Source organism: Polaromonas sp., assembly GCF_010365105.1.
Lineage (GTDB): Bacteria > Pseudomonadota > Gammaproteobacteria > Burkholderiales > Burkholderiaceae_C > Polaromonas.
On sequence record NZ_JAAFGZ010000056.1, the window covers coordinates 1 to 12,611 of the forward strand.

General features: G+C 53.6%; 12 protein-coding genes. 11 read left to right on the forward strand and 1 reads right to left on the reverse strand.

Annotated elements, in window-relative coordinates; all coding sequences use genetic code 11:
- The 11 genes from GZ092_RS20640 to GZ092_RS20690 form a co-directional block, all read left to right on the forward strand.
- Positions 1 to 176 (forward strand): 4Fe-4S dicluster domain-containing protein (locus tag GZ092_RS20640; RefSeq protein WP_293638279.1); only part of this gene is annotated, 176 nt, incomplete at its 5' end.
- 280 nt (positions 177 to 456) lie between these two features.
- Positions 457 to 819, forward strand: coding sequence for a hypothetical protein (locus tag GZ092_RS20645; protein WP_293639170.1), 363 nt, complete (start codon positions 457 to 459; stop codon positions 817 to 819).
- Positions 816 to 2,345 carry a lipopolysaccharide biosynthesis protein gene (locus GZ092_RS20650; protein ID WP_293639171.1) on the forward strand — a complete coding sequence of 510 codons (1,530 nt, stop codon included), beginning with the start codon at positions 816 to 818 and terminating at the stop codon, positions 2,343 to 2,345. The genes GZ092_RS20645 and GZ092_RS20650 overlap by 4 nt, the downstream gene beginning before the upstream one ends.
- Before the next feature lie 11 nt (positions 2,346 to 2,356).
- A complete protein-coding gene (locus GZ092_RS20655) occupies positions 2,357 to 3,844 on the forward strand; it encodes an O-antigen ligase family protein (protein WP_293639172.1) in 1,488 nt (495 codons plus the stop codon).
- The gene (locus GZ092_RS20660) at positions 3,841 to 4,815 is read left to right on the forward strand and encodes a glycosyltransferase family 2 protein (RefSeq protein WP_293639173.1); all 975 of its coding nucleotides are present in this window, start codon (positions 3,841 to 3,843) and stop codon (positions 4,813 to 4,815) included. Before GZ092_RS20655 ends, GZ092_RS20660 begins: the two co-directional genes overlap by 4 nt.
- A 1-nt stretch (position 4,816) precedes the next feature.
- Positions 4,817 to 5,893, forward strand: a complete 1,077-nt coding sequence (locus GZ092_RS20665; RefSeq protein WP_293639174.1) for a glycosyltransferase — start codon at positions 4,817 to 4,819, stop codon at positions 5,891 to 5,893.
- Between the two features lie 29 nt (positions 5,894 to 5,922).
- Positions 5,923 to 6,978 carry an acyltransferase gene (locus GZ092_RS20670; RefSeq protein WP_293639175.1) on the forward strand — a complete coding sequence of 352 codons (1,056 nt, stop codon included), beginning with the start codon at positions 5,923 to 5,925 and terminating at the stop codon, positions 6,976 to 6,978.
- Between the two features lie 30 nt (positions 6,979 to 7,008).
- Positions 7,009 to 8,166 carry a glycosyltransferase family 4 protein gene (locus GZ092_RS20675; RefSeq protein ID WP_293639176.1) on the forward strand — a complete coding sequence of 386 codons (1,158 nt, stop codon included), beginning with the start codon at positions 7,009 to 7,011 and terminating at the stop codon, positions 8,164 to 8,166.
- Positions 8,163 to 9,860, forward strand: coding sequence for a GMC family oxidoreductase (locus GZ092_RS20680; protein ID WP_293639178.1), 1,698 nt, complete (start codon positions 8,163 to 8,165; stop codon positions 9,858 to 9,860). The genes GZ092_RS20675 and GZ092_RS20680 overlap by 4 nt, the downstream gene beginning before the upstream one ends.
- On the forward strand, positions 9,857 to 10,873 hold the full coding sequence (locus GZ092_RS20685; protein ID WP_293639180.1) for an NAD(P)-dependent oxidoreductase: 1,017 nt from the start codon (positions 9,857 to 9,859) through the stop codon (positions 10,871 to 10,873). The genes GZ092_RS20680 and GZ092_RS20685 overlap by 4 nt, the downstream gene beginning before the upstream one ends.
- Positions 10,861 to 11,454 (forward strand): serine acetyltransferase, encoded by a 594-nt coding sequence (locus GZ092_RS20690; RefSeq protein WP_293639182.1) that lies wholly within the window; start codon positions 10,861 to 10,863, stop codon positions 11,452 to 11,454. Before GZ092_RS20685 ends, GZ092_RS20690 begins: the two co-directional genes overlap by 13 nt.
- Before the next feature lie 73 nt (positions 11,455 to 11,527).
- Here GZ092_RS20690 and GZ092_RS20695 read toward each other — a convergent pair whose 3' ends face one another.
- Positions 11,528 to 12,223 (reverse strand): WecB/TagA/CpsF family glycosyltransferase, encoded by a 696-nt coding sequence (locus tag GZ092_RS20695; RefSeq protein ID WP_293639184.1) that lies wholly within the window; start codon positions 12,221 to 12,223, stop codon positions 11,528 to 11,530.
- Between the last annotated feature and the right edge of the window lie 388 nt (positions 12,224 to 12,611).

Below are 12,611 nucleotides of genomic sequence, written 5' to 3' on the forward strand. Positions count from 1 at the left end.
GCTACTGCCCGGCCGGGGTGTACGAGTACGTGAAAAACCCGGACAACACCGACCGGCTGCAGATCAACGCGCAGAACTGCGTGCACTGCAAGACCTGCGACATCAAGGACCCGACGCAAAACATCGTCTGGGTCACGCCCGAAGGCGGCGGTGGGCCCAACTACAGCGGCATGTAAGGCTGTAGTGGACGGAACTTGGGCGGTTTGAACCGATCCTGAATCCGGACCCTCCTGCATCCCAAGCAAGCACCCCGGTTTTCCCGGGGTTTTTCTTTGTAAGACCTCCATAATAAAACTGCACAAGTGCAGCTTTATGTTTCGCAAAACTTGCGATTCATATCCTGAAATAAGTTCGTGGGTCATTCGGACTATTGCAGATTGAAGGCTCGGCAAACAAAATTCAGCTTGTTCAAGTAATGGGAAATTCATGTGCAGAGCACCGTGTTCGATCGTAATTTTGGCCACCCTGCTCGGCGCATCATCCTCTGTGCCAGCGCACAAGGTGGCTGATGCCAGCATGGCACCCTCTACGGTTGCCAGCTTCAACAGGCCATCCAGCCTTGAGCACTTGCGTACCGACAAGGCAGCCAGATCGAACACGGTATTGACTCCCAGACAAAATCCGGCCTCAAGCCCGATTATTTCCTCAGCCTATCGGGACCAAGATCGCACCACGCCCGGCCCAGCGACCGACTCCGCCGCAAGCCAGACCACACACGTTAATTCGAAATGGCGCTTCCTGGCTGCACTGCTGGGCACCTTGGGCATCATCGGTACCATTGCCGTTCGGCGCCGCAAACCAGGAAAGCCCTGGGCATGAGCGGGCTCGGCGAGTCTGGCGTGACTGCGGTCAAATGGAGCGCCATCTCAACACTGGCGCGCTTTGTACTTCAGCTCGTCGCCCAGGTCATCCTGGCCAGAACGCTGGGTCCGGAGATATTCGGCATTTTTGCCATCGGTATGGTCGTGCTGACCTTTGCCACTTTCTTTTCAGGATTCGGCTTTAGCTGGAGCCTGCTCCAGCGGACCACGCTGTGTGACGAGGATGTGCGTTTTGCCTGGACATGGCAACTGGTCGTCGGTCTGGTCACCATGCTGGGTGTCTATTTTCTGGCGCCAACACTTTCCACTTACTTCAGGGAGCCCAGGGCCCAATCGGTTATAGAGTGGCTTTCGATTGCCTGCCTGCTTTCCGCCGCTGCCGCGCCTGCCACTTACCTGCTGCAGCGTGACCTTAACTTTCGGGCTGGCGGACTGATCCAGGTAGGCAGCTACATGGCGGGCTATGTCGCCGTCGGCGTACCGATGGCAATGCTGGGCTGGGGCGCCACTTCGCTGGTGGCTGCCTGGCTGGTTCAGGCAGCTGTGGTTCTTGTGGCGAGTTATGCCGTGAAGCCTCATGCGGTACGCCCTCTCTTCTGGTATGCCGATGCGGCCTCTGCTGTAGGTACAGGCCGGGCGGTATTCCTGACCAATATCGTTAACTGGATGCTGAACAACCTGGATCGGGTGATGATCGGCCGCATGCTGAATGCGCAGGCATTGGGTCTGTACAACGTAGCCTATAACCTTGCAGCGATGCCCAACAACCTGCTGCTGGGCGCGTTGCAACCTGCATTTCTGGCAGCGGGCGCACGCCTGCAAGGAGAACTTGAGCGACTGGGCCGTGCCTATTTCCAGATGCTCGCGACGATTTTCGTACTGGTGTTTCCGGTCTTCGTGTTTCTGGCGCTCGTGTCGATCGACTTGGTACACCTGCTGTACGGAGCGAAATGGGGTGATGCCGGGTCAGTCTTGCGCATCCTGTTCCTGAGCATGCCAGCCTATGTAATCTGGGGTCTTTCCACACCGGTTCTCTGGAACACAGGTCGCAAGTACTACGAGTCGGTGTTGCAATTGCCCATTCTTGCCGTCGGCGCGCTGGGGTTTTACTTCTATGCAGATCAGGGAATTCAAGCCGCTGCGACTGTTGCAGCCCTGGTGCTGGTACTGCGTGCATTGGTGATCGGCACGACTGCGTTTCGGGTGCTCAAGTTGAGCTGGATTGAATTGCTGCCCAATGTGGGGCGCGGAATGCTTCTCTGTGCCTTGTGCGCCATTGGTGTCAAGACAGGTCAGGCAGCTGTATCGGGTTACGAAATGCCTTTGCTGTCACTGGCAGCCAGCACGCTCATGGCCGTATGCATCCTGGCATTGCTGCTGCTTGTTCGTCCACAGTTACTGGGCGTTCAATGCGCAACCATGGTGCTCAGGTTTTTTCCAGGGCTGGCTCAGTTGTTGAGCCGGGCTGGTCCGATCATGCAGCGGGGTCCAGCCATTGACCCTGCAGGCGAACAGCGTCTTTGAGGCCCGCCCCAATGCAAGAAACCATTTCTCTCTTTATTCTCGTCGCGGGCGCCATCCTGGCTGCATTGGCGGCTACCACCGTCATGGCCGGTACAGTCCAACTGACGTCTCGTCGCTCCCATGGTTACCTGCACCTGATTTTTTATGCAATGGTCGTGATGGTGGCGCTCAGTACATTTTTATCAGGACGGGATCTGTCTTTAGTCAACTTGAATCTGGAGACAGGTCCCGAAATGCCGCGACATCCCGTCATGCGATGGACACAGCCGCTGCTTTCACTGTTGATGCTCACGGTTGCAGGCGAACGAATCCTCAGCTATTGGCTGCGACGAGAAAAAACTGTACATGCGCCTTTGGCGCTGCTGTTGAGCTACATCGTTTTCTGGCTGGGTACGGTGGCAGCACCTGCATTTTTGGGGGCACATCCCAATGTAAGTCACGATTACGCCTACCCTCTGGTCATTGGAATTGCAGCAGTATTGGTAACGGGCGTTGAGCGCAACATGGCATTCAAGGCTGCGCGGGATGTGCTGTTTTTGTTCATGGTGGCAAGCTTGCTGCTAATTCCGTTCAAGACAGGCATGGTGCTGGAAACCACTTATACGCAGGGCTTGATGCCTGGCGTGCCGCGCCTGGCTGGACTGGCAGCGCACGCGATATCCATGGCGATTTTGTCCCAACTCGGATTGATATGCCTGTTGACGATTCCTTATGAAAAGAAGTGGCTGAACCGGCTTGCTTGGGGAGTAGGACTGACAGTTCTTTTTCTGGCCCAGTCCAAAACTACCTGGATTGCTTTTGTCTTAAGCTGTATCTGCTTTTTTGCCGTACGGCAAGGTCCGGCATTCTTGCGCCGTGTCGGTGACCCGGTTCGACCGGAATTCGGTATTGCTTCCATTTTGATGGCGATGCTGGCCGTTCTGGCTGTGGGACTGGTGTTGATGCTTGGCGACCCGGGGACTCGTATCAACATCTTCTTCAATAGTGCCGAAGGCGCGCAGCTTGCGTCATTGACGGGACGGGACAAGATATGGGCTATTGCCTATGACGAATGGCAACGCAATCCAATATTCGGTTATGGCCCCTTGATCTGGGAAACTGATTTCCGGATCAGCATTGGCATGCCCAATGCAACACATGCGCACAACCAGTTCATGGATACCTTGTCGCGCTCGGGCATCGTGGGTGCGACGGCACTGTTGATTTATGCATTGGTATTGATGGTTATGTCAGTGCGTTATGCACGTGAAAGCAAAGGTCTGACGTTGGCACTGTTTGTTTTGCTGGCCATGCGTTCCGTCAGCGAGGTTCCACTTTCCCTATTTGGCTATGGCCCTGAATTTATTGCCCACCTTCTTTTGCTGATGGCGCTTGCAGCGAGCGTCAATGACGTTCGTCTCCGAACATCACAGGCGATCCAGGGACAGAAGTACTCTGGTGCATTTTCAAAATATCCTCCAGCAGGAAAACCACTGAGTGCTGCAAGGACACGTGCATGAAGTTTTCGGTTGTGATTCCGCTTTACAACAAGGCGTCCTATATCTGCTGCACAGTTCAGTCGGTACTGGCCCAGTCATTTACCGATTTTGAAGTGATTGTGGTTGATGACGGCTCCAGTGATGGCGGAGCTGAATTGGTCAAGGCCATGAGCGACCCGCGTATTCACGTGGTGCATCAGGATAATGCAGGTGTTTCGGCAGCCAGGAACCGGGGCATTGACCTGGCGCGAGGCGAATGGATAGCGTTTCTTGATGCCGATGACTGGCATCATCCTCACCACCTGGAATGTCTGCTGAATACCCAAAAAGCATGGCCGGATGCAGATGCAGTGGCCACCGATTTCATCCTGGTTGCTGATACCCAAGGGCCTTGGCCGCCATTTTGGCCGAGTTGTACAGAGGTTACAAAGGTGGAACTCATCACGGACTTGCCGCGTCGGTGGATGATCGGGCCATCGCTTTGCTGCAGTTCCGCGGCTGTGCGAAGACAGCGTCTGCAGCAGATGCAGCCATGCTTTCCGCCTGGCGAATTTCAGGCTGAAGACCTTGACTTCTGGTTCCGTCTGGGTGAGCAGACTCCAATCGCCTTGGCACATGCGCCACTTGTGGCGTATCGCATCGATGTCGATGGAAGCCTGTCAGACCGCAACAGGGTGATCAAAGTACCCCGCTCCCTTGAACGTATGGAGGCTCGTGCCGTGTCGGGAGCGATGACAACGGCACAACGCCGATCGGCCTTGTGGTTTATTGCGCAGCACAAGTTAACGCTGGCCCGTCTTTCACTCGCTTCTGGAAAACGCGTTCAGGGCCTGAAATGGTTATTCAGGGGGCATCGTGCTGTCACCAGCACACGTTGGTGGTTGACAGCCGCGATGGCTTGTTTCTGTCCGCAAGTGCTGGTGACAAGTTGGGAGCAGTGGCGCACAAGACGAAAGTACCTTCACGCCAACATCACGGATGTTGGGCACTGATATGAAACCTGAAAATTTCTCCAGCAACGCTCCGGCAACGGACTGCAGGGTTTCGATCATCATCAAGTCGCTGAATGAAGAAAAGCGGATTTCAGCCGCCATAGAGAGCGCATTGCATGCAGTTCTCAGGGTGGGCGGCGAAGTCATTCTGGCGGATTCATGCTCGACTGACAAAACAATTGAGCTGGCCCTGGCGTATCCCATACGCATTGTGAAGTTAGCCAATGCGAAAGATCGCTGCTGCGGTGTCGGCCCGCAGCTAGGCTACCAACATTCGCACGGAGAGTTCGTTTATCTCCTCGACGGCGACATGCAGATGCTTGAAGGTTTTCTTGAGGTAGCACTGGACTTCATGCGGGCGCATCCCGATATTGCCGGTGTGGGTGGCCGGTTGGTCGAACTCAACACGGAAAGCCTTGAATACATTGCCCGCAGCGCACAGGCGCGCGCCCACGTGAAACCTGGCGCTGTGGACCGGCTCGACGGTGGCGGGCTGTACCGACGTACCGCCATCGAGGCGGCAGGATACTTTTCTGACCGCAACCTGCACAGCTATGAAGAGTTCGACTTGGCCATTCGGCTGCGCAGCCTGGGCTGGAAACTCTGGCGCATTCCCCTGGACGTTGTGCATCACAGGGGACATGATTCACCACCCTATCGCTTGCTCATGCGGCGCTGGGAGACCCGCTACCTTTGGGGTCTGGGTGAACTGATCAGGGCTTCAGCGGGTCAGCTTCGCCTGAAAATGGTGCTCCAAGGGCTTCGCGAACTTTGGATTTACCTGGGTATCCTTGGATGGTGGGCGTTATTGCTCAGCATTGCGTTCTGGCCATTTTCTGGAATCACACGGTTCACATTTTTTGGCGCGTCACTGGCAGCGCCGCTTGTCCTGATGATCTGGCGCAAGCGTTCATTCTCCAAGGCACTTTATAGCGTGGTTTCGTGGTGCTTTAACGCTGCAGGGCTGATGCGTGGGGTTCTTCGGCCGCAGCGCCCTGCCAACGTAGCTATACCGAGCCTGATTATCAGGGAGCCACACGGCTTGCCATCTCTTTCAACGCCAGTTCTTCCGCACTAAAGCGGCACTTTTAATCACCAGGGCCGTGCATGCCTGCCAAGCAATTCATTGGTATTCAAATACTTAGATTTGTCGCAGCCATGCTGGTCGTGGTAATGCACACCACCGAAGCAATCTCGGTTCGAATCACCGGTGCGGGGCCGGATCATTATTGGACAGGCGGTGCTATTGGGGTGGACATCTTTTTTGTCATCAGCGGTTTTGTCATGGCCATGTCAACTGCCAAATCGCCTTCAGGCAACCAAACACACTTGCAAGCTGCGTGGATTTTCTTGAAGCGACGCTTTCTGCGAGTTGCTCCCCTCTACTGGTTTTATACGCTGATAAAGACAGCCCTAGTACTGATATTGCCGAGCCTTGCATTGAGGTCTTCAATTGATGCCGAGCATCTTTTAGCTTCCATGCTTTTCATTCCTGTCATCAGCCCGTGGGGGCTTGTTCAGCCAACACTGCCTGTAGGCTGGACACTGAATTTCGAAATGCTGTTTTATCTGGTGTTCGCCATCGGAATTGCATGGGGAGTTGCGCGCATCAAGTTTTGTTTTCTTGTCTTCTTGCTGATCTTTGTGGCGGCGCAACTGTTTCCAGAGTCGGTTGCCTTGAATTTTTACGGCAGGACTCTGCTTTTTGAGTTCATCCTCGGCATGGGTATTGCGCATGTGTGCTTGAACTACCCTCCTGTGTCTCCAAAATTAGGCCTGCTCGGGGCGGTGATCGGAACCATGCTGTTAATAGGATTCAACTGGGGCGATCAAGTACACAGTTTTTCAACATGGGAAATCGGAGCAGGTTTCATGGTGCTTGCCGCTGTTTGGCTGGAACCATGGGTTGCACGCCTTCGGCTTGCATCGCGGTTGTCTTTTCTGGGCGACTCTTCTTATTCGATTTACCTTTCGCACACCTTTGTGGTTCCATTCGGCGTATTGATGTTGAAGAAGCTGGGCTTTCAGGAAAGCTTGCTCATTGTCCCGATCATCTTCCTGGCCGTGATTGCAGCGGGCTGCCTGTCCTATGTATTGATCGAAACACCACTGATTAATTTTTTCAAACGGGCATTTTTTAAAAGACCAGGTTTTTCTTTATAAGGCGCCAAAGCAAAGATGCAAACGGAATCAATGGAACGAGTGGTTTTGCGCAAAAAGACGGGCAATTACATTTATATTGCCTGTCCCTGGACGCCCAAGGGAGGAGGCATGTTCAAGGTCGCTGATTATCTGATTCAAGCGCAGGTCCATAGCGATCCTGATGCGGCTGCATTGCGGCCTCTCGACACGCGCGGAGGGGGAAATGCGCTTTACTCTTTCTGGGTTCTTTCTACAGCTCTGGTGAAACTGGTGCGTGGTCGCCTTAACGGACAGTTGGCGGGGGTTCATGTCAACATGGCCGAGCGCCTGAGCCTGTTTCGAAAAAGTACGGTGGTGGTGATCTGCCGAGCGCTTGGCATCCCGGTAGTGCTGCACCTTCATGCCGCGCAACTGCCCAACTTCTACCGTAAGTTGCCAGGTCCGTTGCAGGGTCTGACACGCTGGGTGTTTTCGCTTCCTGAAACTTGCCTGGTGCTCGGTGGTGAAGCGCATCGCTTCGTAACCCGGGAGTTGCGAGTCCCCGGGAATCGCGTGGAGATCGTTATCAATGGAGTTCCTGAGCCCACCCACGATAGGCGCAACGCTGGAGATAGCCCGTTGCAGCGGATACTTTTTCTGGGTAATTTATCAGAGCGCAAGGGTGTGTCAGACCTTTTGCAGGCGCTCGCCTTGCCCGGATTTGACATTGACCGGCTTGAGGTCACGATTGCTGGCGGAGGCGATATTGCGGCTTACCAGGCAACTGCGCTTGAGCTTGGCATTGACGGTTTTATATGTTTTGCTGGCTGGTCGGATCAGCCTCAGGTTTCGAAATTGATGGCGCAAACCGATGTGCTGGTCTTGCCGTCCTATGACGAGGGTTTGCCTCTGGTGATCCTTGAAGCGCTGGCCAATGGCGTAGCTGTTGTGTGTACACCGGTGGGTGAAATTTCGGCCGTATTAAGTGATGGCGTGAATGCCTGCTTTGTTCAACCCGGCGATGCCGCAGGGATTGCAGCAGGGTTGCAGCGTGTCCTCAATAACCCGGCATTCAGGCAGACGCTTGAAAAAAATGGACGCAGGCTTTATGAAGAAAGGTTTTCCTTCAACCAATTTTTTATCAGACTGGCAGGAATTCATCAACGCCACTTTGGCACGGCAGGTCATGCGCTGACAGACAGCACATTGACTAAAAAGGAAACCCTGTGATCGACAATGCCGACAGCATTCCCAACGGGACATGCCTTGAGGCTGACGTCTGCGTTATAGGCGCTGGTCCTGCAGGGATTGCGCTTGCGCTGGACCTTTCAGAGCGCGGATTTTCAGTCCTGATGCTGGAGTCAGGTTTCATGAAAGAAGACAGCACAACACAGCGTCTTTACGAGGGTGAGGTCGCGGATTCAAGGCTCCACAGTCCGCCTGACAAATACCGTCAGCGCCGTTTCGGCGGCTCCAGCGCCATTTGGGGGGGGCGTTGCATGCCCTTCGATCCTCTGGACTTTGAAACCCGCAACCATGTGCCCCACAGCGGATGGCCCATCTCTTATGAAGACTTGCTGCCTTACTACGCCCGTGCCAATGAGTTGTCGGAAGCAGGCCGCTTCAGCTACCTTGCAGAAGACGCGCTCGGACGCCATGCGCTGCCACTCATTCGGGGTTTTGAAAGCCAGCGCGTTCTTACCAATGGACTGGAGCGCTTTTCGTGCCCGACCCACTTCGGTAGCCGTTACGCGAAACAGCTGCGACTGGCACCTCATGTCAAGGTTTTGCTGGGCGCCAATTGCACAGGGATTCGCCTTGTGCCAGATGGCAATGCAGTTCGCACTATCGACGTGACCACACTTGCAGGCACTCGCTTTTCGACATCATGCCGAGCCACCGTTCTGGCCGTGGGGGGCCTTGAAACGGCCCGGCTCTTGTTGGCTTCGCGTGACGTGTCACCGGAAGGAGTCGGCAATTTTCATGACGTGGTAGGCCGTTACTATATGTGCCACATTGCGGGCAATGTTGGCCGGCTCACAATCCAGGGACCGACTGAAAATGTGAGGCATGGCTATGAGTTGGCGCCTGAAGGAGTCTATTGCCGTCGCAGACTGGCAGTGGCGCCTGTCGAACAGCGACGTCTGGGACTGGCCAATGCGGTGGCACGACTTCATTTTCCACGCATCACTGACCCTGTCCACCGCAACGGGGTGCTTTCAGGACTATTTCTGGCGCGCAGGCTGATCAGTTATGAATATGGCAAAAGGTTGAATGATGGCAACCATGAAACCACTGCCGCAGAATACGCCAGGCATTTACTCAATATTGCCACCGATCCGGTGGACACTATGGCGTTTTTGATGCACTGGCTGAGTCATCGGTCGCTTGCTGAACGAAAATTCCCATCGGTTATCTTGCGAAATCGCACCAACCGATTCAGCCTGGAAATGCATGGTGAGCAAATTCCACAGGCGAATAGCCGCGTCATGCTCAGCGATAAAGTCGATGCCCTTGGCATGCCGCAACTCCATGTTGACTGGCGGTATTGCGCTGCAGACATCGACTCGATACGCGGCACCCTGGATGTACTTTCGCAGGAGTTTGCAGCAAGTGGCGTCGCCCGGTTCGAGTATGAGGCGGAAACACTTGAAGAAGACCTGACACGTTTTGGCGCTTACGGCGGCCACCATATTGGCACCACACGCATGGGCACTGACAAGCGTACCAGCGTCGTGAATGCCGACTGCCAGGTTCATTCCGTCAATAACCTCTTCATCGCTGGAAGCGCCGTTTTTCCTACTTCAAGCCAGGCCAACCCGACCCTCACTCTCATCGCCCTATCACTTCGACTGGGCCACACTCTAGCGCGAAGACTAGCCACGCCTCATCCGGTAACAGCCATCGACGAGGAATTCGCATGAAGGTGCTTGTCTTGGGAGGCTCGGGTCATGTTGGCAAGCGGCTGCTCGAAAACCTGGCGAGCAGTTCTCGTGACAAGGCAACTGGCGCGTCAAGGGGATTTGCAGAGTCCCCTCTATCAGGTGAGGCCTGGATAAAGCTAGACACTTGCAATATCTCCGAGTTGACGACTGCCTTGCGAGGCTTCGACGCTGTGGTGAACTGCGTCGCAGGCGATGCACGATCGATTTCACAAGGCACTCAGGCACTGGCAGAAGCTGCTCGGCAGGCAGGGAATCCTCGCATCGTCCACCTGAGCACTATGTCGGTATACGGGGCGGTAGAGGGCGTTGTCCGTGAAGATGCTGCGCTTAATCCTGAACTGGGATGGTATGGGCGAGCCAAGTGCGAGGCCGAACACCGTATCAACGAATATGCGCGTCAGGGTGGTGAAGCCGTGGTGCTGCGGCCTGGCTGTGTATTTGGACCGAACAGCGAACTTTGGGCAGGAAGAATAGCGCGCTGGTTACAGTCCGGGCGACTGGGTGATTTGGGCGTGGGTGGTGATGGCTGGTCCAACCTGGTCCATGTAGACGATGTTTGTCAGGCTGTAGTGGCAGCTTTAAGGTTGCCGTTGAAGCCCAGGGAAGTTGCGGCCTTCAATTTGGCCGCTCCGGACAGTCCACGCTGGAACAGCTATTTTGTAGATTTGGCGGTGGCGCTGCAGTTCACCCCTGTCAAGCGAATCAGGCGGAGCCAACTCCTGTTGGATAGCTGGCTGGCCGGCCCACCGCTCAAGCTTGCACAAATTTCATCAAAGCGCTTGCAATGGCCTGTTTCAGCTTTGCCCGATTGCATGCCGCCCGGATTGATGGGGCTGTGGGCACAGCATATTCGCCTGGATGCGACACAGGCAAGCCAGCGGCTTGGATTGGGCTGGACAACGTATGCTGCAGGATTGAACAGCTCGGCTGAGTGGGTAGAAAGACAGGGCGCTGGGTTAATAAAGAAAGACGGTGCGGCATGCATGCGTTGAAAGCAGACACCTTTCGATTATTCGGACGCTTTCACTGGTTGCTGGTGGTCAAGGCACTGGTGTCTAACCGGGCATTCTTTGTACTGGCCACAGTACGTTTTTGCCAGTCGGCTCAATGTCAGTCATTTGTATGGCGCAAAATTTTTCTAATACCTGCAAGGATCCTGCACCTGTTGGCACGGATTGTTTCAGGCATTGAACTCCCTTGGCAAACTGCGATAAGACCAGGGTTGGCCCTCACCCATGGACGAGGTATCGTTGTCAATGTGAATACCAGCATAGGAAATAATGTGACACTCTTTCACGGCGTGACATTAGGCCAGCGCGACTCCATTGACAGGAATGAAATCCGGAAAACGACCTATTCGGTGATTGAAGACGACGTGTGGATTGGGCCTTATGCAATCATCGTAGGCGCAACAGTCGGCAAAGGCTGCCGCATCGCAGGTGGCGCCTATGTTTTTGAGGATGTTCCGCCCTATTGTGTCGTTGTTGGCAACCCTGGAAAGATTGTCAAAACCAATTGCATACCTGATGTCGTCAATCGGTGGAAAACCGATGAACCTTCAAAACACAAATGACCTTAAGCAATGAACGGGGATTTTTTAAATTTTTGAACATATTAAAACCATAAACTCTCAAGAATTTGGATGCTCAGACTCGGCTTCTAAAAATCTTCTGTATCAAACCACTGTTAAAAAAAGGAAAAATTAAAGCACGAGCCAAAAAAACCATATTGCCCGTCACATAGCGCTGAAATAATCTTTTCGGTTCCAATTGCAAACGAAAAAACCATTCCATACCATTTCGACGCATCCACAAAGGCGCTCTTGTTGTTCTACCACCCCAAAAATCGATGATCGCACCACCGCAAACAATCAGGCACGGATAAGAGAGCGTTGACCGAAGGGCGATGGCAACCTCCTCCTGCCGTGGCATGCCCATTCCCAGGACAATCAATGCCGGACAACTTTCAGCTGCAAGCAACAGGTAAACCTTTTCCTCATGAAAACCGTTTGCGTGCACAAAGTTGCTCTGTGGTGCAAGATTCTTTTCCACAAAATCGACTCCCGATCTCAAATATGGCTCTTGAGTGCCTAAAAGGGCAATGCAGCGACCATTAAACAGACTGATCAAATCTGGAATCAGGTCAGTGCCATTTAGATTAAGGCCTGGAGGAATTCTCAGTTGATTAAAAAGAGTTTCCATGCCCGAACCATCACGCAATACGGTATCAGCGTCGCAAAGTGATTTGAAAAAAGATTCAGATTTGGCAAGCAAATTCATCGAATGCGCATTGGCAAATGCAAGAATCAAAGGCCGGTCGGGTTTACTCAGTCTTTCAATCAATTCCTGCCTCTCACCGAGTGTATGCACCCTTTCAATTTTCCGAACCAACTTTGACCATCGCCACTTCCAACTGCTATTACCCTCCATGCGAATCCTAAATAAGCGCAGCATTGACAATACGCTAGTTGAATAGTAAAAATAATTATTAAAGACTAACTTGGTAAATCGATTTTTAAACAATAAACCGGAAAAGACAGGCAATAATTACCTAAGCTAACTTTATAGAAAACCAGCTTGACGCCACAGAAAAGATAAATTGCAGATATCCATATCCGGCATACGAGTTATAACAATTGCGTATTCCGGTGAACGTGACCGCTGATTCCGGTAACGTGACCGGCATTCCGGCGAACGTGACCGAGGGTCGGTGTTGCGCGTTTTGATTTTA

What these genes read in the sequence shown, in the direction of transcription:
- GZ092_RS20675 (WP_293639176.1), top strand. Translation starts at nt 7,009, where the DNA reads ATGGAACGAGTGGTTTTGCGCAAAAAGACGGGCAATTACATTTATATT.
- GZ092_RS20650 (WP_293639171.1), top strand. Translation starts at nt 816, where the DNA reads ATGAGCGGGCTCGGCGAGTCTGGCGTGACTGCGGTCAAATGGAGCGCC.
- GZ092_RS20655 (WP_293639172.1), top strand. Translation starts at nt 2,357, where the DNA reads ATGCAAGAAACCATTTCTCTCTTTATTCTCGTCGCGGGCGCCATCCTG.
- GZ092_RS20685 (WP_293639180.1), top strand. Translation starts at nt 9,857, where the DNA reads ATGAAGGTGCTTGTCTTGGGAGGCTCGGGTCATGTTGGCAAGCGGCTG.
- GZ092_RS20670 (WP_293639175.1), top strand. Translation starts at nt 5,923, where the DNA reads ATGCCTGCCAAGCAATTCATTGGTATTCAAATACTTAGATTTGTCGCA.
- GZ092_RS20690 (WP_293639182.1), top strand. Translation starts at nt 10,861, where the DNA reads ATGCATGCGTTGAAAGCAGACACCTTTCGATTATTCGGACGCTTTCAC.
- GZ092_RS20665 (WP_293639174.1), top strand. Translation starts at nt 4,817, where the DNA reads ATGAAACCTGAAAATTTCTCCAGCAACGCTCCGGCAACGGACTGCAGG.
- GZ092_RS20660 (WP_293639173.1), top strand. Translation starts at nt 3,841, where the DNA reads ATGAAGTTTTCGGTTGTGATTCCGCTTTACAACAAGGCGTCCTATATC.